At 73.9% G+C, this 18,222-nt stretch carries 20 protein-coding genes, 1 other RNA gene and 2 pseudogenes; 15 read left to right on the top strand and 8 right to left on the bottom strand.

Annotated elements, in window-relative coordinates; genetic code table 11:
• Nucleotides 1–178: 178 nt before the first annotated feature.
• Nucleotides 179–1,810: an alkaline phosphatase D family protein gene (locus tag ABZY33_RS07900; RefSeq protein WP_356490613.1), complete on the bottom strand. Its 1,632-nt coding sequence runs from the start codon at nt 1,808–1,810 to the stop codon at nt 179–181.
• A 144-nt stretch (nt 1,811–1,954) separates the two neighbouring features.
• On the opposite strand from ABZY33_RS07900, the gene ABZY33_RS07895 reads away from it, so the two are divergent.
• The 3 genes from ABZY33_RS07895 (at nt 1,955) to ABZY33_RS07885 (ending at nt 4,289) form a co-directional block, all read left to right on the top strand.
• Nucleotides 1,955–2,722 (top strand): SDR family oxidoreductase, encoded by a 768-nt coding sequence (locus ABZY33_RS07895; protein ID WP_356490612.1) that lies wholly within the window; start codon nt 1,955–1,957, stop codon nt 2,720–2,722.
• Nucleotides 2,723–2,865: 143 nt separating this feature from the next.
• Complete coding sequence (locus ABZY33_RS07890) at nt 2,866–3,333, top strand: lamin tail domain-containing protein (RefSeq protein ID WP_356490611.1); 468 nt, start codon at nt 2,866–2,868, stop codon at nt 3,331–3,333.
• Nucleotides 3,334–3,437: 104 nt separating this feature from the next.
• The gene (locus ABZY33_RS07885; RefSeq protein WP_356490610.1) at nt 3,438–4,289 is read left to right on the top strand and encodes a PhzF family phenazine biosynthesis isomerase; all 852 of its coding nucleotides are present in this window, start codon (nt 3,438–3,440) and stop codon (nt 4,287–4,289) included.
• A 61-nt stretch (nt 4,290–4,350) separates the two neighbouring features.
• Here the strand turns inward: ABZY33_RS07885 and ABZY33_RS07880 are convergent, their stop codons facing one another.
• Nucleotides 4,351–4,674: a nuclear transport factor 2 family protein gene (locus tag ABZY33_RS07880; protein ID WP_356490609.1), complete on the bottom strand. Its 324-nt coding sequence runs from the start codon at nt 4,672–4,674 to the stop codon at nt 4,351–4,353.
• A gap of 90 nt (nt 4,675–4,764) precedes the next feature.
• Between ABZY33_RS07880 and ABZY33_RS07875 the strand changes: the two genes are divergently transcribed.
• The 5 genes from ABZY33_RS07875 to ABZY33_RS07855 all read left to right on the top strand — a co-directional run bounded on the left by ABZY33_RS07875 (nt 4,765) and on the right by ABZY33_RS07855 (nt 8,062).
• Nucleotides 4,765–5,376: a DoxX family protein gene (locus ABZY33_RS07875; protein WP_356490608.1), complete on the top strand. Its 612-nt coding sequence runs from the start codon at nt 4,765–4,767 to the stop codon at nt 5,374–5,376.
• A 116-nt stretch (nt 5,377–5,492) separates the two neighbouring features.
• Nucleotides 5,493–5,840 (top strand): MazG-like family protein, encoded by a 348-nt coding sequence (locus tag ABZY33_RS07870; RefSeq protein WP_356490607.1) that lies wholly within the window; start codon nt 5,493–5,495, stop codon nt 5,838–5,840.
• Nucleotides 5,840–6,427, top strand: a complete 588-nt coding sequence (locus ABZY33_RS07865; protein WP_356490606.1) for a GrpB family protein — start codon at nt 5,840–5,842, stop codon at nt 6,425–6,427. The genes ABZY33_RS07870 and ABZY33_RS07865 overlap by 1 nt, the downstream gene beginning before the upstream one ends.
• A gap of 89 nt (nt 6,428–6,516) precedes the next feature.
• Nucleotides 6,517–7,077, top strand: a complete 561-nt coding sequence (locus tag ABZY33_RS07860; protein WP_356490605.1) for an MOSC domain-containing protein — start codon at nt 6,517–6,519, stop codon at nt 7,075–7,077.
• Between the two features lie 79 nt (nt 7,078–7,156).
• On the top strand, nt 7,157–8,062 hold the full coding sequence (locus tag ABZY33_RS07855) for a glycosyltransferase (protein ID WP_356490604.1): 906 nt from the start codon (nt 7,157–7,159) through the stop codon (nt 8,060–8,062).
• A gap of 68 nt (nt 8,063–8,130) precedes the next feature.
• On the opposite strand, the pseudogene ABZY33_RS07850 reads toward ABZY33_RS07855, so the two are convergent.
• Nucleotides 8,131–8,434 (bottom strand): annotated as a pseudogene (locus tag ABZY33_RS07850) (hypothetical protein); the annotation flags it as partial.
• 104 nt (nt 8,435–8,538) lie between these two features.
• On the opposite strand from ABZY33_RS07850, the gene ABZY33_RS07845 reads away from it, so the two are divergent.
• Complete coding sequence (locus ABZY33_RS07845) at nt 8,539–8,697, top strand: hypothetical protein (RefSeq protein ID WP_356490603.1); 159 nt, start codon at nt 8,539–8,541, stop codon at nt 8,695–8,697.
• Nucleotides 8,698–8,738: 41 nt separating this feature from the next.
• Complete coding sequence (locus tag ABZY33_RS07840; RefSeq protein ID WP_356490602.1) at nt 8,739–9,149, top strand: hypothetical protein; 411 nt, start codon at nt 8,739–8,741, stop codon at nt 9,147–9,149.
• Nucleotides 9,150–9,153: 4 nt separating this feature from the next.
• Here ABZY33_RS07840 and rnpB read toward each other — a convergent pair.
• Nucleotides 9,154–9,553: RNase P RNA component class A (gene rnpB / locus ABZY33_RS07835), an RNA gene on the bottom strand.
• Between the two features lie 100 nt (nt 9,554–9,653).
• Between rnpB and ABZY33_RS07830 the strand changes: the two genes are divergently transcribed.
• Nucleotides 9,654–10,415: a MerR family transcriptional regulator gene (locus ABZY33_RS07830; protein WP_356490601.1), complete on the top strand. Its 762-nt coding sequence runs from the start codon at nt 9,654–9,656 to the stop codon at nt 10,413–10,415.
• A complete protein-coding gene (locus tag ABZY33_RS07825; protein WP_356490600.1) occupies nt 10,412–11,221 on the top strand; it encodes a hypothetical protein in 810 nt (269 codons plus the stop codon). Before ABZY33_RS07830 ends, ABZY33_RS07825 begins: the two co-directional genes overlap by 4 nt.
• Here ABZY33_RS07825 and ABZY33_RS07820 read toward each other — a convergent pair.
• The gene (locus ABZY33_RS07820) at nt 11,172–12,617 is read right to left on the bottom strand and encodes an RNB domain-containing ribonuclease (RefSeq protein ID WP_356490599.1); all 1,446 of its coding nucleotides are present in this window, start codon (nt 12,615–12,617) and stop codon (nt 11,172–11,174) included. The genes ABZY33_RS07825 and ABZY33_RS07820 overlap by 50 nt on opposite strands.
• A 231-nt stretch (nt 12,618–12,848) precedes the next feature.
• Here ABZY33_RS07820 and yaaA point away from each other — a divergent pair, with 231 nt between their 5' ends.
• A complete protein-coding gene (gene yaaA, locus ABZY33_RS07815) occupies nt 12,849–13,640 on the top strand; it encodes a peroxide stress protein YaaA (protein ID WP_356490598.1) in 792 nt (263 codons plus the stop codon).
• Between the two features lie 74 nt (nt 13,641–13,714).
• A complete protein-coding gene (gene eda, locus ABZY33_RS07810) occupies nt 13,715–14,365 on the top strand; it encodes a bifunctional 4-hydroxy-2-oxoglutarate aldolase/2-dehydro-3-deoxy-phosphogluconate aldolase (protein ID WP_356490597.1) in 651 nt (216 codons plus the stop codon).
• 9 nt (nt 14,366–14,374) lie between these two features.
• Here the strand turns inward: eda and ABZY33_RS07805 are convergent.
• The 3 genes and pseudogenes from ABZY33_RS07805 to ABZY33_RS07795 all read right to left on the bottom strand — a co-directional run.
• Nucleotides 14,375–15,037, bottom strand: a pseudogene (locus ABZY33_RS07805) (histidine phosphatase family protein); the annotation flags it as partial.
• A 32-nt stretch (nt 15,038–15,069) separates the two neighbouring features.
• The gene (locus ABZY33_RS07800; protein ID WP_356490626.1) at nt 15,070–15,813 is read right to left on the bottom strand and encodes a C4-type zinc ribbon domain-containing protein; all 744 of its coding nucleotides are present in this window, start codon (nt 15,811–15,813) and stop codon (nt 15,070–15,072) included.
• Nucleotides 15,810–16,670, bottom strand: a complete 861-nt coding sequence (locus ABZY33_RS07795) for a Nif3-like dinuclear metal center hexameric protein (RefSeq protein ID WP_356490596.1) — start codon at nt 16,668–16,670, stop codon at nt 15,810–15,812. The genes ABZY33_RS07800 and ABZY33_RS07795 overlap by 4 nt, the downstream gene beginning before the upstream one ends.
• Nucleotides 16,671–17,036: 366 nt before the next feature.
• Between ABZY33_RS07795 and ABZY33_RS07790 the strand changes: the two genes are divergently transcribed.
• Complete coding sequence (locus ABZY33_RS07790; protein ID WP_356490595.1) at nt 17,037–18,182, top strand: hypothetical protein; 1,146 nt, start codon at nt 17,037–17,039, stop codon at nt 18,180–18,182.
• Nucleotides 18,183–18,222: the final 40 nt, after the last annotated feature.

Raw genomic sequence — 18,222 nt, 5'->3', positions numbered from 1 at the left:
GCCGTTCCCCGCGCCCCTGAGGGGGTTGCGGCTTCGCCGCTGCCCCCTCGGGGGCGTCCGGTGAGATGGCGCACGAAGTGCGCATCTCAGGGGCGCGGGGAACTGCGCGAGAAGCCCCACCGGCCGGCAGACGAAGAACTGCGCGGCCCGCCCCCACCGGGCCGCGGCCGATAACCCGTTACGCCGGACGCAGTCCCTGGTCACCGACCTCCGTGACGAACGACGCCGCCGTACTGATCGGCGCCCCGGGTGCCGAGACGAGCGGGACCGTCTTGAAGTCGGCCCGCGCCTCCTCCCGCCCGAGCCCCACGGTGACGTACCCGCGCCGCCCGTCGTAGAACTTCATGTGCGGATTGGCCCGGGTGTACGTCTCCCAGTTGGCCGGCCGCTCCGCCCCGTCCTTGCCGGAGGCGATGGACGTGGCGACGATCTCCGTGCCGACGGTGCGCGACGCCGGATCGGCGAAGTCCTCCTTGATGTCGAAGGCGTAGCCGACGTGCACGTCACCGGTGAGGACCATGAGGTTCTCGACGCGGGCCGCCTTCGCCCCGGCGAGGACCCGCGCCCGCGACGCCCGGTACCCGTCCCACGCGTCCATGGACAGCTTCGCGTCCGCGGTGAGGTCGAGCTTGCGCTCGGAGAAGGTGACCTGCTGCGGCACGACGTTCCACAGCGCGCGCGAGCGGCGCCAGCCGTCGATGAGCCAGCGCTCCTGCGTGGCGCCGGTGATGGTGCGCGCCGGGTCGTCGGACTCGGGTCCGGGCGCGTGGGCGGTGTCGCCGTAGGCCTGGTCGGAGCGGTACTGCCGGGTGTCGAGGATGTCGAACTGGGCGAGCCGGCCCCAGACCAGGCGGCGGTAGAGCTGCGCGTCGGGCCCGGTGGGCAGCTGGGGGCGGCGCAGCGGCTGGTTCTCCCAGTACGCGCGGTACGCGGAGGCGCGGCGCAGCAGGAACTCGGCCGGCCGGTCGTCGTTCTCGGAGATGTCGTCGGCGTAGTTGTTCTCGGTCTCGTGGTCGTCCCAGGTGACGACGAAGGGGTGCGCGGCGTGCGCGGCCCGCAGGTCCGGGTCGGACTTGTACAGGGCGTAGCGCAGCCGGTAGTCCTCCAGGGTGACCGTCTCGCGGTTGAAGACGTCGGGCAGGACGCGGTCGGTGTACTTGCGGTTCCCGCCCACGGAGTTGACGGCGTACTCGTAGAGGTAGTCGCCGAGGTGGAAGACGACGTCGACGTCGTCCTGGGCGAGGTGCTTGTACGCGGTGAAGTAGCCGTCGTGGTACGCCTGGCAGGAGACCGCGGCCAGGCTCAGCCGCGCGACGCGGTCGCCGGCGGCCGGGGCGGTGCGGGTGCGGCCGCTCTCGCTGACCCAGCCGCCCACGCGGAAGCGGTAGTAGTAGACGCGGCCCGGCGCGAGGTGCTCGACCTCGACGTGGACGGAGTGGTCGAACTCGGGGTGCGCGGTGGCGGTGCCGCGCCGGGCGATCCGCCGGAAGCGCTCGTCGTGGGCGAGCTCCCAGCGCACCTCGACGCGCTGGGCGGGCAGCCCGCCGCCGGTCTCGTACGGTTGCGGGGCGAGCCGGGTCCACAGCAGCACGGAGCCGGGCAGCGGGTCACCGGAGGCGACACCCAGGGTGAACGGGTCGGCGGTGATCTTGCGGGCGTCCAGCTCGGCGGCGGCCGCGGCGCCGGCGGCCGGCAGGTTCACACCGAAGGCCAGCGCCGAGGCCGCGCCCGCGACGGTGAGGAACCGGCGGCGGCCCAAGTGCTGGGCTGCTACGCGGAGTTCGGGTGCGTGCTGCGGTGTGCGAGACATGGAGCCCCTCCCCTGACTGCTGGCAACATCTGCTGTCAGGGGAATTGGAGTCGGCCGCGACGACGTTCGACTGTCGCGTACACAACAGCCACATGGCGGATCGGTGATCTCCGGGTGCCCGCTCCGCCCGTACGCTGCGGCCCCATGGACGATCAGCGAACCGCCAAGACGAGAACCGCCGTGGTCACCGGCGCCGGCTCCGGCATCGGCCGGGCCGTCGCCCTGGAGCTGCTGCGCGCCGGCTGGCGCGTGGCCCTCGCCGGCCGCCGTACCCAGACCCTGGAGGAGACGGCGGCGCTCGCCCCGGGCGCCGAGGCCCTCGCCGTCCGCACGGACGTGTCGGACCCGGACGACGTGGCGCACCTCTTCTCCGCCGTGGGCGACCGGTTCGGCCGGCTCGACCTGCTCTTCAACAACGCGGGCACCTTCGGGCCCGGCGGGGTGCCCGTCGAGGAGCTGGCGTACGACGCGTGGCGGCACGTCGTCGACACCAACCTCAACGGGGCGTTCCTGTGCGCGCAGGCGGCGTTCCGGCAGATGAAGGAGCAGGACCCGGGGGGCGGCCGGATCATCAACAACGGGTCGATCTCCGCGCACACCCCGCGCCCGCACTCGATCGCGTACACGGCGACGAAGCACGCCCTCACCGGCCTGACCAAGTCGCTCTCCCTGGACGGCCGCCCGTACCGGATCGCCTGCGGGCAGATCGACATCGGCAACGCCGCCACCGACATGACCGCCCGCATGCAGTCCGGCATCCCGCAGGCCAACGGCGAGCTGGCGGCGGAGCCGGTGATGGACGTGGCGGACGTGGCCCGCACGGTGCGGCACATGGCCGAGCTGCCACTGGAGGCCAATGTGCAGTTCGCGACGGTACTGGCCACGAACATGCCGTTCATCGGCCGGGGATGACCGGTTCGGCACCGCGTGCCGCAGCACCGGTTGCTTGAGAAGTACATCTCTACAAACGGAATGATGCCTACCGCCGGATGACCGGGCACCGCGGCCCGTATGCTCAGCTCCTCTCCACGAGAACTTCACATTTGGAGTGCATCTTGCGCATACGTTCCGCAGCCCCGGCCGCCGTCCTCGCCGCGGCGGCCCTCGCGGGTTCGCTGCTCGCCGCGGACCCGGCGTCCGCCGCCGCCCACCAGGGCGGGCTGCACCTCGGCTACATCCAGTACGACAGCCCGGGCTCGGACCGCGGCAGCAACACCTCGCTGAACGGCGAGTGGGTGAACATCCACAACAACTCCCGCTCCGCGCTCCAGCTCAAGGGCTACAAGCTGAAGGACAACACCGGCTACACGTACACCTTCGGCAGCTACAACATCGGTGCGGGCAAGACGGTCAAGGTCCGCACCGGCAAGGGCACGAACGCCGCCGGGGTCCGGTACTGGGGCCGGGGCGCGTACGTCTGGAACAACACGGGCGACAAGGCCCGCCTGTTCAAGCCGAGCGGTGCCCAGCTCGACTCCTGCTCCTGGAGCCGGCTCGGCTCGGGCGGGGTCAGCTGCCACTGAGCACCGCCCGCGAGACCACCACGAGGGGGGAGGGAGAGGGCGCCTGGCCTGGGGGGACAGGCGCCCTCTCCCGCGCGCGGGACGCAGTTGCTTTGATGGCCCCCATGACCGACGACGTCCTGCGTTACACCGCCTTCACCACGACCCCCGCCGGCGGCAACCCGGCCGGGATCGTCCTCGACGCCTCCGCCCTCGGCGCCGCCGACATGCTCGCGATCGCCGCCGGCCTCGGGTACAGCGAGTCCGCCTTCGTCACCCCGGGCCCGGACGCGAGCGACGAACGGGCCTATACCGTGCGGTACTTCAGCCCCAAGGCCGAGGTCTCGTTCTGCGGCCACGCCACCGTCGCCGCCGCCGTCGCCCTCGCGGAGCGCCGCGGCACCGGCGGCTACCTGTTCCACACCCAGGCCGGCGAGGTCCCGGTCAGCGTGGAGCGGGACGGGGGCGTCCTGCGCGCGACCCTCACCAGCGTCGCCCCGCACATCGAGGACGTGGCCGGCGACGATCTCACCGAGGCCCTGGCCGCGCTCGACTGGCCGGCCGCCGACCTCGACCCGGCCCTGCCGCCCCGCATCGCCTACGCCGGCGCCCGCCACCTCGTCCTGGCGGCGGCGACCCGGCAGCGGCTGGCCGACCTCGCCTACGACTTCGAGCGGCTCGCCGCGCTGATGCGCCGGCTGGACCTGACGACGGTCCAACTGGTGTGGCGGGAGGACGAGGCCACCTTCCACGTGCGCGACCCGTTCCCCGTGGGCGGCGTCGTCGAGGACCCCGTGACCGGCGCGGCCGCCGCCGCGTTCGGCGCGTACCTGCGCGAACTGGGGCTGGTGCCACCCGCGGCCGAACTCACCCTGTACCAGGGCGCGGACATGGGCCGCCCCGGCGAACTGGCCGTGTCGCTGCGGGAGGGCGATCCGCGGGTGCGGGTGAGCGGGGCGGCGGTCCCGATCCCGTAGCCGCGGGGCGGCGGGGGCTTTTGGAGGGCGGCCGGGCTCTTGGTGGCGGCGGGGCCGCGGGTCAGGCCTGGCCGGTCTCGAAGCGGGTGATCTTGCCGTCCGTCACGTCGAACGTCCACGTGGTGCGCATCTCGCCCCACGCGTCGTTGCTGTAGCGGGCGACGAGGGAGCGGCCGCCGGCCTTCTCCTTCTCGATCTCCATGTGGCCGTGCGAGTCGAAGATCTCGCGGGCCGTCCAGTCGGCGAGATCCCGCTCGGCGCCGTCGTCGGCCATGGTCGCGCCCGGCGCGAGCGCGGCGCGGAAGGCCTCTTCGTCGTGGGCGTTGAGCGCCGTGACGAAGGCACGGACGGCGGGGTCGCTGAGCTTTGCGGTCTGCATGGGCATGCGCCCAGGTTTGCACCGGGTCCCGGGAGCCGCCACCCGAATGGGCCCGCGCGCGAGGTGCGCGGGCCCCGGCTGCCGGACGGTGGGGGCATGACCTGCACACGCGCACGTACCGTCCGCTCCTGCCGTCTCTCCCGTTCCGCCCCCACGACGTGCGGCTCCCGCCGCCGCGACCTCGGGCTGCTCGCGCTGCGCCTGGGCACCGGCGGGGTGCTCGCCGCCCACGGCGCGCAGAAGCTGCTGGGCTGGTTCGGCGGGGGCGGTGTCTCCGGCACGGCCGCCGCCATGGACGCCATGGGGTACGCCCCCGCCAAGGCCAGCGCTCTCGCGGCCGGGCTCGGCGAGGCGGGCGGCGGGGCGCTCCTCGCCCTCGGCCTCGCCACCCCGCTGGGCGGCGCGGCGGCGGCCGGGACCATGGCCGGCGCGGCGGCCGTGCACGCCCCGAACGGATTCTTCGCGATGGAGGGCGGCTACGAGTACCCGGCGTTCCTCGGCTTCGTCGCGGCGGGCCTCGCGGTGACCGGCGCGGGCCGCTACTCCCTCGACCACGCACTGGGTCACGCCCTCGACCGGCACTGGATGGTGCCGGCGGCGCTGGTGGGGGCCGCGGCGGCGACGCTGGCCGTGGTGGGCTCGCGGACCAAGCGGGTGCGGGAGGCCGGTCCCTCCCCGGAGGACCCGGCCTCGGAGTCCGCCTCGTAGGCGTAGGCCGCCTCGACGGACGTGACGTAGACCGAGACGTGGGGCATGACGTAGGGCCGTGCCAGGGCACGCCTCGGAGCCCGCCGAGTGGGCGCGGGGCCGTAGGCTCGTCCGTCGTGACGACGAACGACGACGGACTCTGGACGGCCATCGACCGGCTGCGCGCCTGGCTGGACGAGAACAACCAGCACCCTCCCCAAGAGGCCCTGCTCCTAAGGATGTTGAAGCTCTCGGAGGAGGTGGGCGAGGCCGCGCAGGCGGTCATCGGTGCCGTCGGGCAGAACCCGCGCAAGGGCGTCAGCCACACCTGGCAGGACGTCGAGTCGGAGCTGTGCGACGTGGTCGTCACGGCGCTGGTCGCGCTCAGTACCCTCACCCCGGACGCTCGCGGGACGCTCTCCGCGCACCTGACGAAGGTGTCGGAGCGCTCGCTCGGGCCCGCGCCGGACGGCGGGCGGAGCTGATGCCCCCGCACGAGAAACCCGTGGTCGTCCCGCACGACCCGGCGTGGGCCGCTCAGGGCGCCGCCCTCTGTGCCCGGCTGCGGGGCGCGCTCGGCCCGTCGGCCCTGCACGTCGAGCACATCGGATCGACGGCCGTGCCGGGCATGGCCGCCAAGGCGGTCTACGACGTGCAGGTGAGCGTCGCGGACCTGGACGCCGCCGCTGCCGCGTTCGACCCGCCGCTGACCGCGCTCGGCTTCGTCCGGGCGCCCTACCTGGCCGACCACGTCCCCGCCGGGAGCGAGGCCCGGGAGGACCCCGCCGGCTGGGCGAAGCGCTACTGGTCGCGGCGGACGGCGGACGCCGCGCCCGTCAACCTGCATGTGCGCCGCGCCGGTTCGCCGAACGAGCGGCTGGCGCTGCTGTTCCGGGACTGGCTGCGCGCGACCCCGGCCGCCGTCCCCGCGTACGCCCGCTTCAAGTACGTACTGGCGGAAGCCGTCCCCGACACCGGCACGTACGCCGACGTGAAAGATCCCGTCGTCGACCTCATCGGTGTCGTGGCCGAGCGGTGGGCCGCGGAGACGGGCTGGCGGCCGCACGGTTGACGCCTTGCGGGACGCCGGCCGCTGGTCGCTCGGCCGGGGCCCCGCGACTAGGCTCTGGTGATCGGCAGCCACACGCAGGGGGACCCACGATGAGCGGTTTCGACGGCGCGATCGTCACGGCGGTCAGCAGCAACGGCACGTACTCCTTCACCAAACCGGCCCGCGACAGCATCACGCTGCTGGCCGGGCTCGGCGTCGAGGGCGACGTGCACGCCGGCGTCACCGTCAAGCACCGCTCGCGCGTGGCCAAGGACCCGACGCAGCCGAACCTGCGCCAAGTCCACCTGATGCACGAGGAGTTGTTCACCGAGGTGGCCGGGGCGGGCCACCGGGTGGCCCCCGGCGAGCTGGGCGAGAACGTCACCACGCGCGGCATCGACCTGCTCGCCCTGCCCACCGGCACCCTGCTGCACCTCGGCGACGGCGGCGCGGTCGTCGAGATCACCGGCCTTCGCAACCCGTGCACCCAGATCGACCGCTTCCAGCCGGGGCTCCTCAAGCGCGTCGTGGGCCGTGACCCGGCGACCGGCGCGGTCGTCCGCAAGGCGGGCGTCATGAGCGTCGTACGGGAGGGCGGGACCGTACGCCCCGGCGACGCCATCCGCGTACAGCTGCCGGCCGAGCCGCACCGGCCGCTGGAGAAGGTCTGACGGAGCCGCGCGCGGGGCCGGCGGCGCCGCGCCCGATGCCCTGCGAGGCCCCGGCAGGTGAACGGCTACCATCGCCGCCATGACAGACAGGCGCCTGACCACCGAACTCCCCCGCATCGGCGTGGCCATCGTCACCATGGGCAACCGGCCCAAGGACGTCGACGCGCTGCTGGAGTCGGTGGCGAAGCAGGACGCCCCGCCGGCCCGCGTCGTCATGATCGGCAACGGCACGCCGCTGCCCGCCTTCACCGGCCTGCCCTTCGAGGTCACCACCGTCGAACTCGACGACAACCTCGGCTGCCCCGGTGGCCGGAACGTGGCGCTCGCCCGGCTGCGGGAGTTCGGTGACGTGGACGTGGCCGTCGAACTCGACGACGACGGGCTCCTCGTCGACGCCGACGTCTTCTCCACGATCCAGGACCTGTACGCGGCCGACCCCCGCCTGGGCGTCGTCGGTTTCCGCATCGCGGACGAACTCGGCGAGACGCAGCGCCGGCACGTGCCCCGGCTGCGCGCGAAGGACCCGATGCGGCGCGGCCTGGTGACCGCGTTCCTCGGCGGCGCCCACGCCTTCTCGATGAAGATGCTCGCCGAGACCGGCGACTGGCCCGCCGACTTCTTCTTCACGCACGAGGAGACCGACCTCGCCTGGCGCGCGCTCGACGCCGGCTGGAAGGTCCTGTATGAGCCGTCCCTGCTGCTCCAGCACCCGAAGACGTCCCCGGCGCGGCACGCGGTCTACTACCGGATGACCGCCCGCAACCGCGTCTGGCTGGCCCGCCGCCGCCTCCCGCTCCCGCTGATCCCCCTCTACCTGGGGACATGGACGCTGCTGACCCTGGCACGGACCCGCTCGCTCGGCGGCCTGCGGGCCTGGGCGGGCGGCTTCCTGGAGGGAGTGCGGGCCCCTGCCGGGGAGCGGCGGCCGATGCGGTGGCGCACGGTGTGGCGCATGACGCGGCTGGGGCGGCCGCCGCTGATCTGAATTCTTCGAGCGGGAGATCGAGCCCTTCTCCCCAGGATCGCTCGAAGCGGTTCAAAACATAGTTGTCGTCATCGGCGGTCAGGCTGCTCGGCGTTTCCTGTGACAACAGCCTCGTCGTGTTCGTCGACTATTACTTCCACATCAACCACGCGGGGTGTCGGCTTCGTCATCATCTGGACACCGATGTAACCCGCGACCTTCTTCACCATCGGGTAGATGACGCCTTGAGTGAGCGCCTTCTGGGGCAGCTTCTTGGCGACCTGCTCCGCCATCATTTCCGGCAGCGGCGGAGAGAGCGCCGACCTTGCCGGTTTCGTAGCGGATGGAGTCGTCGGCCGCCTTGTCGAGGACCGCGACAGTGATGCCCGCCGCAGTAGCACTGGGCCCAAGTGGCCAGGTTCCGCATGGTAGTTGCGCGTTCCGCGCGTCAGTGATGGTGCACGGATGTGCCGGCTCGTGCGGGGCACCCGTGGAGCATGGCTTCTCTCGTCGAGGTGACCGCCGTCCTGGCCCAGGACAACAGACCGGACGGGCCTCCGTGGCTGAAGTGGGTGTTCCTGGCGTTCGTCGTCGTCAACGCGCCGTGGGTCCTCTACAAGCTGCATCAGCACGGTTACTTCAAGAAACGCCGCTAGGGGCCGTCCGGCGGGACTTTGATCAGTATGGTCATAGCGTCATGAAGGCTCTGGTCCTGCTCCTCGCCGCGCTTGGCCTCTTCGTCATACCGACCTCCCTGGTGTGGCTGGTAGGACGGCGGGCGAGGGCCCCGCATTGGATGCTGATCGCGTTCCTGCTGGCCGGATGGACGACAGTGGTCGTCGGTTGGGCCCTCTCGCAGCGCGCTCAGCCGAGCCTGTTTCCCGACACGTCGCCCTGTCACGGCACGCGCAGCACTCCTGTTTCGCGGTATTTCCCGCCCGACTCGTTCTGCCGCCACACCGACGGGGAGTTGCGGACGGTCAACGGGTCGAACGCCCGGCTCGTCTTCTGGACCGCGGCCAACGCCACCCTGGCCCTGGCGATCGGCTCCGCCTTCGCACGGCGTCAGACGCCCGTGACCAGTGAGTTCCGTGGTCATGGGTGCTGAGCGGCAGACGAGTCGGGCTGTACGCCGGGTTCTGTCGCCCGGTCACCTCGCGGTGGCCGGGGAGACGGCCATCCATCTAGGGCCGGTGTTGCCACCGGCCTCGTGCGGTCTACCCGCGGACTCGGGCGGGCAGCCCTCGAACGTCCGCGCAGAGCCGCCGAAGCGGCTCCTCTTGACCTTGCTCCAGGTGGGGTTTACCTAGCCGCCTGAGTCACCTCAGGCGCTGGTGGTCTCTTACACCACCGTTTCACCCTTACCCGGTGCCTGAGCGCCGGGCGGTCTGTTTTCTGTGGCACTGTCCCGCGGGTCACCCCGGGTGGCCGTTAGCCACCACCTTGCCCTGTGGAGCCCGGACGTTCCTCGGGGGGTTCCGGAGAATCCCACGCGGCCGTCCGCCCGGCTCGTCTGCCGTGCCGACCATGATACCCGGCGTCCGCGGACGCCCCGCTCGCCCGGGCCGCGCCGCCTTGACCCTTCCGTAGCGTCAACGTTTTTACTGAGGCCATGAGGATCGGAGAGCTCGCCGCGGCGGTCGGCGTCACCACCCGCGCCATCAGGCACTACCACCACCTCGGGCTGCTCCCGGAGCCCGAGCGGCAGGGCAACGGGTACCGCGTGTACGGGCTGCGGCACGCCGTCGAGCTGGCGCGTATCCGGCGCCTGACCGAGCTGGGGCTCGGCCTCGGCGAGGTGCGGGACGTGCTCGCCGACGACGCCGGGCGCGAGCTGGCCGAGGTCCTCGCCGAGCTGGACGCCGATCTGGCCCGGCAGGAGGCGGCGATCCACGCGCGGCGGGCCCGGCTGCGGGAGCTGCTGGCCGCCGCCGAGCAGGGCCGGCTGCCGGACGAGGGGCCCGTCTCGACCGAACTGGCTTCTCTTCTGGCCGAGTTGGGGGAACTGGACCTGATGTCGCCGATGGCCGCGAAGGACCGTGAGCTGCTGGCCCTGATCGACACCACGGCGCCGCCCGAGGTCCGCGGTCCCCTGATGACGGCGCTGTTGCCCACGGTCACGGACCCGGCCGCGATGGACGCCGCCCGTGACGTGTACGCCCGGCTCGACGCCCTCGCGGACGCCGCGCCGGACGATCCGCGGGTGGCCGAGGCGGCGCGGGCCCTGGTCGCGTGCCTGCCGCCGGAGCTGCCCGACGCCGGGACGCCGGCGCCGGCCGGTTTCCTCGCCGCGGTCCTCGCGGACTGCTCGCCCGCACAGGCCGAGGTGGTGCGGCTCGTGCTGGACGCGGTCGCCGGTGGCGGTGCGCGGTGAAGCGGGTCACGCGGGCGCTGGCCTGCGGGGTGATGGGCGCCGAACTCGGTTTCGCCGTATGCCTGTTGGTGGGGGTGCGCGTGCCCTGGTTCGTCGAGGCCGTCGTGGTCGGGGTGGTCGCCGTGGAGGCCGCCCTGCTCATCGCCGCGTACCGGCGCGGGGGCCGGGCCGCCCTCCGGGAGGTCCTGCCGCCGGCCGCGCGCCGCCTCGTCGGGCATGAGCTGCGGGTTTTCGGTAGCCTCGGGCTGTGGGTGGCGCGGCGGCGGCACGGCGTGCCCGCGGGGGCGGACGCCTTCCCGTACGCGCGGGCGCAGGCCTCGATGATGTACGCGTTCACGTTCGTCTGCGTCGTCGAGACCTTCGGGATGGGGGCGCTGCTGCGGGACTGGCCCGCGCTGCACCGGATCGTGCTCGTGCTCGACGTCTACACCGTGCTGATGGTGCTCGGGCTGCACGCGGCGGCCGTGACGCGGCCGCACGTCGTCACCGCCGAGGCGGTGCGGGTGCGCCGGGGCGCGTGGACCGATCTGCGGATACCGCTGGAGCGGATCGCTGCCGTGCGCCGGGAGAACCGTTACACGCACACGGAGGCCGACGGCGAGCTGCACCTCGATGTCGCCTCGCAGACCAGCGTCACCCTCGAACTCAGCTCCCCGGTACGGCACTTCACCCTCTTCGGGCGGGCCAGGGAGGTGTGGTGCGTGCGGCTGCACGCGGAGGATCCCGACCGGCTGGCGCGCAGCGTCGCGGCCCGGCTCACGCCGGCGCGAACCGCACCTTCGCCTGTCCCGGGTCGGCCTGGGTGAGCCGCACGCGCAGCCGTTCGCCCAGCGGCAGCGCGGCGGAGCCGCCCTCGACGCGGGCGACGACGGCCGGTTCGGTCAATTGTACGGTGCCGACGGCCGGTTCCTTCTCCTTCACGTCCACCACGTAGGCGTCGAACAGTTCGCCGACCCGGTGCCGCAGCAGCGCCGCCTCCACGAGGTCGACGCACTCGCGCTCCACGGTGTTGGCCCGCCGGGTGCCGTCCGCCATCTCCTTGGGCAGCGCGGTCAGCGCCGCGACCGCCCACTCCGGCGGCGGCTGCCCGGCGCAGGCGGCGAGGCACAGTTCGGCGGCGTACCTGTCGACGAGGCGGCGCAGCGGCGCGGTGCAGTGGGTGTAGGGCGCGGCGACGGCGGCGTGGGTGGTCAGGGCGGGCCGCTCGCCGCCGGTGAACGAGGTGTAGCCGGCGCCGCGCAGCAGGGTCGTGCACTCCTGGAGGAACGCCGCGTGGTGGGGGCGGTGGGGGTCGAGGGAGCGGATGAGGGCGGCGTAGGGGACGTGGTGCGGCCAGTCGATGCCCAGCGCCTTCGCGGTGTGGCGCAGCCGGCCGACGGCGCCGTCGGGGGCGGCGGGCAGCGTGCGCAGGATGCCGGTGCCCGCGGTGAGCATCAGGTCGGCGGCGGCCATGCCGGTGAGCAGGGAGATCTGGGCGTTCCAGGAGTCGGCGGGCAGCGGGGCGCGGTAGGCGAGTTCGTACGTGGTGCCGCGGGCGACGATCTCCTGCTCGGGGACGTCGAGGGAGATGCCGCCGCGGTCGGCCTCCCGTTCCTCGCGCAGCCGTCCGATGTCCTGGAGCAGGGCGAGGCTCTCCTCGGCGCTCGCGTCGTCGATGGCCCGCTGGACGCCTTCGTAGGCGAGTTTGGCGCGGCTGCGGACGAGGGCGCGGACGACGTCGGTGCGCTGGGTCCGGCCGTCCGCGTCCAGGTCGATCGTCCAGACTACGGCGGGCCGGGTCCGGCCGGGCAGCAGGCTCGCGGCGCCCTCACTGAGGACGGCCGGGTGGAGCGGGACCTTCTCGTCCGGGAAGTAGAGGGTGGTGACGCGGCGGTGGGCCTCCGCGTCGAGGGCGCCGCCGGGCGTGACGAACGCGGCGACGTCGGCGATCGCGTACCGCACCCGGTAGCCGCCGCCGGGGCGCCGGGACAGGTGCATGGCCTGGTCGAGGTCGGTGGAGGTGGGCGGATCGACCGTGAAGAACGGGATCGCCGTCTCGTCCCGCTCGGGCAGCCGGGGCGGCGCGGCGGCCACCTGTTCGGCCTCGGCCAGCACGTCGGCCGGGAACTCCTCGGGCACGCCCAGCTCCGTACGCAGGTCGCGCAGCACGGCACCGAGCGGCGCCTGCGCTGCGCCGGACACGCGGAGGTGACGGCGGGGCATGGGTCGAGCGTAGGCCGTGGGGGGCGGGGTGGCATGGCGGTGCGTGGGTGCGGGGTGTGGGCGGGCGGGGTGGACGCGGGGCCGCATGGTGCGGCCGGGCCTGACAGCCGGGTGGGACTGGCGCCGGGTCACATCGTTCCGCCCGCCCGGCTCGACGGCACGACCGTTCCGCGCGCCGATTACCCTGGCGCGGGGCCGCACCCCTGCCCGCCGCTCAGAAGGAGAACGCACGTGCTCGTCTTGCTGCCGCCGTCCGAAGGAAAGGCCGCTCCGGGGCGGGGCGCGCCGTTGCAGCCGGAGTCGTTGTCGCTGCCGGGGCTCGCCGGGGCGCGGGCCGCGGTTCTGGACGAGTTGGTCGCGCTCTGCGCCGACGCCGCCGAGGACGATGTGAAGGCGCGCGAGGTGCTCGGGCTGAGCGAGGGGCTGCGCGGCGAAATCGCCAAGAACGCGGAGCTGCGCACCGCGCCCACCCGCCCGGCCGGCGAGATCTACACCGGCGTCCTCTACGACGCCCTGGACCTGGCCTCGCTCGACGCCGCGGCGAAGAAGCGGGCGGCGCGGGCGCTGCTCGTCTTCTCCGGGCTGTGGGGCGCGGTGCGGGTGACCGACCGGATTCCCTCCTACCGTTGCTCGATGGGCGTGAAGCTGCCCGGACTCGGCGCGCTCGGCGCGTACTGGCGGGCGCCGATGGCCGAGGTGATGCCGGAGGCGGCCGGCAGCGGCCTCGTCCTCGATCTGCGCTCGGCCGCGTACGCGACCGCGTGGAAGCCGAAGGGCGAGGTGGCCGGGCGGACGGCGACGGTGCGGGTGCTGCACGCGCCGACCCGCAAGGTCGTCAGCCACTTCAACAAGGCGACGAAGGGCCGCATCGTGCGCTCGTTGCTGACCGCGGGCGCGGCGCCCGCGTCCCCGGAGGAACTGGTCGACGCGCTGCGGGAGCAGTCGTACGTGGTCGAGGTCGACCGGCCCGCGCAGGCCGGCCGGGCGTGGAGCCTGGACGTGCTTGTGGACGAGGTGCACTGAGTCCCGTCCGACCACTGTTGCAGCATGCGCAATGGGCTTTGCGCATGCTGCGCACCCCGGGGCAGGATGGCCCCATGACCTCCTCTGAGACCTCCTCCGTGCTCGATCTCGCCCCCGTCGTCCCCGTCGTCGTGGTGGAGGAGGCCGCCGACGCCGTGCCGCTCGCGCGGGCGCTGGTCGCCGGCGGGCTGCCCGCGATCGAGGTGACCTTGCGCACGCCCGCCGCCCTGGACGCGATCCGGGCGATCGCGGCCGAGGTGCCGGACGCGGTCGTCGGCGCGGGCACCGTCATCTCCCCCGCGAACGTCACCGACGCCGTCACCGCCGGCGCGCGCTTCCTCGTCAGCCCCGGCTGGACGGAGACGCTGCTCGGCGCGATGCGGGAGTCCGGGGTGCCGTTCCTGCCGGGCGTCTCGACGACGTCCGAGGTCGTGGCGTTGCTGGAGCACGGGGTGCGCGAGATGAAGTTCTTCCCCGCGGAGGCCGCCGGCGGCACGGCGTACCTCAAGTCGCTCGCCGGGCCGCTGCCGCAGGCCCGCTTCTGCCCGACCGGCGGGGTCTCCCCCGCGAACGCTCCCGCGTACCTGGCGCTGAAGAACGTCGGCTGCGTGGGCGGCAGCTGGATGCTCCCGGCCGACGCCGTCACGGCGAAGGACTGGGCACGGGTGGAGACCCTGGCCCGCGAGGCCGCCGCCCTGCGCGCCCAGGGCCGCACCAGGTCCTGAGAACCGGCCCTAGGAACCGTCCCGGCCCAGGTGCGCCGTCTCGTTGAGGCAGCGCACACTCGCGTTGCCGTCGGCGTAGTACGCGATCGTCGTCAGGGACGCAGCCGACAGCTCCATGCGGAACAGTGCCTCGGAAGGCGCGCCGAGCGCGAGCCGGACGAGTGTCTTGACCGGCGTGACGTGGCTGACCAGCAGGACGGTGCGGCCCCGGTGGGCGGCGGTGAGCCGGTCGCGGGCCGCGGCGACCCGCTCCGCGACCGCCGCGAAGCTCTCGCCGCCGCCGCTGGGGGCGGCGTCGGGCGCGGCGAGCCAGGCGGCCATGTCGGCCGGGAAACGCTCCCGGACCTCCTGGAACGTCAGCCCCTCCCAGGCCCCGAAGTCGGTCTCGCGCAGGCCGTCGTCGACCGTGACGGCGAGGCCGAGCCGCTCCGCCACGGTCTGCGCGGTCTCCCGGCAGCGGGTGAGCGGCGAGGAGACGATCGCCTCGACCGTGCCGCGCCGCGCGAGGGCCTCCGCCACGTCCCGCGCCTGGCGGCGGCCGGTGGCGGACAGCTCCGGGTCGCTGCCCTCGCCCCGGAGGTACCCGCTTCCGGAGAACCGTTTCTCCGGAGTGAGGGCCGTCTCGCCGTGGCGGAGCAGCAGGAAGGTGGCCGGGGGACCCAGGTCGGGCCCCGCGGCCGGTGACCTCTCGGCGTCCGCGCCGGTCAGAGCCCCGACTCCGCCGTACGGACCAGGATGCGGCGGCAGTTCTCGCAGCGGACCACCGTGTCGGGGGCGGCCGCGCGGACATCGTTCAGCTCGGTGATGTTCAGCTCCAGGCGGCAGCCCTCGCAGCGGCGCTGGAACAGCTTGGCCGCGCCGACGCCGCCCTCCTTCTCCCGGAGCTTGTCGTAGAGCTTCAGCAGGTCGGCGGGGATGGAGCCGGCCACGACCTCGCGCTCCTTGGTCACCGTCGCCGCCTCCAGGTCCAGCTGGCCGGACGCGGCGTCCCGGCGGGAGGTCGCGTCGTCCACCTTGGCCTGGACGGCGGCGAGGCGCTCGGCGTACTCGCGCACCCGCTCCTGCGCCGACTCGCGGCGCTCCATGACCTCCAGGACGACGTCCTCCAGGTCGCCCTGGCGCTTGGCCAGCGAGGCGATCTCGCGCTGGAGGTTCTCCAGGTCCTTGGGCGAGGTGACCGCGCCGGAGTCCAGGCGCTGCTGGTCCCGGGTGGCGCGCTGGCGGACCTGGTCGACGTCCTGCTCGGCCTTGGTCTGCTCGCGGGAGCAGTCGCTCTCCTCCGTCACCGCGGCGATGTGCAGGTCGCGCAGTTGCGCGAGGTCCTTGGTGAGCGAGTCGATCTCGGCGTGCTCGGGCAGGGACTTCTTCTTGTGCCTCAGCTGCTGGAGGCGGACGTCCAGATCCTGGACGTCGAGGAGGCGGATCTGGTCGGCGGGCGCGGCGTTCAGTTGGGGGCTCCAAAAGTAGTCAGGGGTGCGCGGTGGGACGCCGCGTGGGCGGTCCAGGGGTCGGTGACCGTACGCGAGACGTGGACCCGCAGGCCCCATCCCTCGCGGTCGGAGATCTCGTCGAGCTGGGCGGCGGCCAGCTCGCACCAGGGCCACTCGGTGGCCCAGTGCGCCGCGTCGAGCAGCGCGAGAGGGGTGTGGGCGCGGGCCTCGCTCGCCGGGTGGTGGCGCAGGTCCGCGGTGAGGAAGGCGTCGACGCCCGCGGCGCGCACGTCGTCGAAGAGGCTGTCGCCGCTGCCGCCGGAGACCGCGAGCGTCCGGATCGTCGCGTCGGGGTCGCCCGCGACGCGGATGCCCTGCGCGGTGGCGGGCAGCCGCTCGGCGGCGCGGGCCGCCAGCTCGCGCAGGGTCAGCGGGTGGTCGAGCGCGCAGACGCGGCCGAGGCCGCGGCGGCCCGCGGGGTCCGCCGGGTCGGGTACGAGCGGGCCCTCGACCCGGAGGCCGAGCGCGCCGGCGAGCGCGTCGGAGACGCCCGGGTCGGCCTTGTCGGCGTTGGTGTGCGCGACGTGCAGGGCCACGTCGTTCTTGATCAGGGTGTGCACGGCGCGGCCCTTGAAGGAGCCTGCCGCGACCGTCGTCGTCCCGCGCAGATAGAGCGGGTGGTGCGTGACCAGCAGGTCGGCGCCGAGCTGCACGGCCTCGTCGACGATCTCCTGGACCGGGTCGACCGCGAAGAGCACCCGGCGGATCCCGGCGTCCGGGTCCCCGGCGACCGTGCCGACCGCGTCCCAGCCCTCGGCGAGAGCGGGCGGCCAGAGGGCGTCGAGCGCGGCGGTGACTTCAGACAGACGGGGCACGCAGACAGGTTACCCGCGCCGCGTACCCCTCCCCCCAGCCCGGTGACCTCACGAGGCCGGTGCGGGGGCCGCCGGGGAACGCGTCGGCGGCGGTGGCGCCGTGGCCGCCGGTGAGGATCGGCCATCGGCGGCGTACGGTCCGGCCGCCCGACCGCACCCGTCCCGGCGCCCGCCGCCGGTCGGTGAGCACACCAAGCACTTGTGGCACAGCCGATCGGGGACACGGCCACCCTTTGGTGTGAAGAGGCGGGCGGTGCGGGCCGGGGAGGCAGGGGCGAAAACTAGCTTCGGCGGTGCGGAGGGGGCCGCGGCAGGGCGGGACACCAGGCAACCGAGGTACCCGGACGACAGGAGGCGACGGACCTTATGACGGCCTTGGCCACCGAGCCCGCGGCCGGCCCGCGCGCGCAGCCGCCGCGGACCGGCTGTGTGATCACGGCGGACGCCACGTACGCGGCGCGGCTCGCGCACGACGGGGCGAGCCCCGGGTCGTGGTTCCCCGAGCGCTGGACGCTGGACGGGCCCGAGCCGTACGCGGTGCCGCTCCCCGCCCACCAGCCGGAGGAGCCGGGCACCGACGTGCTGCCGCTGACCGACGGCCGGGTGCTGATCCGGCGCGCGGCCGACGGGCGGCATCTCTTCTCCCTCCTCTACCCGACCGGCCCCGGCACCGGCGAGGTGCAGCTGGGCGCCGTGGAGTGCGGCGCGCTGACGCTGCTGCCCCCGGCTCCGGACGGACGGCGCGCGTACGCGCTGGCCGTGGGCGAGCGGACGACGGACGTGTGGCTGGTGGCGGGCGGCGCGTTCGGGCCCGAGCACCTGGCGGAGATCGAGGGGCGCTGTTCGGGCGGGGTGTGGCTGGACCGCTCGGGGCGGCTGCTCGCGCTGGACCGGGCGGAGCCGGGCGGCGGTCCCGTCAAGACGGTGGCGGTCGACCTGGACCGGGGCGGCGAGGTCTCCCCGCTGCTGCAGATCACCGAGGAGAGCACGGACCGGCTGCTCTGCGCCGACCTGGACAGCGGCCTGATCATGGTCCGTTCGGATGCGGCGGAGCCGGGGCGGCCGCGGCTCGGCTGGGGCGTGCTCGGCAGTACGCTGCCGCTCCGTTTCCCGCGGGCGCTGCGGCCGGCGAAGTGCGCGGTGACCCCGTTCGCCGTGCAGCCCGGGCAGACGCTCATGCCGGAGGGGTGCGCGGTGGCGTTCCGGGTCGACGGCCCGGGCGGGACGGGTGACGGGGCGCCGTGGCTGGGTGTCTGGCGCCCCGCCGAGGGGACGCTGCGGCAACTGCCCGCGCCACGCGGCTGGCTGGCGGGGACCGGTTTCTGGACGCGGGAAGGGGTGCTGACGCTGCCGTACGCCACCGACGAGGTGCCCTGCGGTCTGGCCCGGCTGCCCGCGCCGGAGCCCGAGGCGCCGCGCGGGACCGTGCGGGACGACGCGCCCGCGCCCGCCGCGCCCCGTCCGGTGCCGTTGGCGCAGGCGCCGCTCGGCGGCCGCAAGGCGGCCGGTTAGACTCACCCGGCTGTAAGTGAAGGATGGTGTACGGGTTTAC

This window comes from Streptomyces sp. NPDC006552 (assembly GCF_040611655.1).
Lineage (GTDB): Bacteria > Actinomycetota > Actinomycetes > Streptomycetales > Streptomycetaceae > Streptomyces.
Note: the sequence above shows the minus strand (reverse complement) of the source record. Positions and strands in the feature narration are given on the sequence as shown.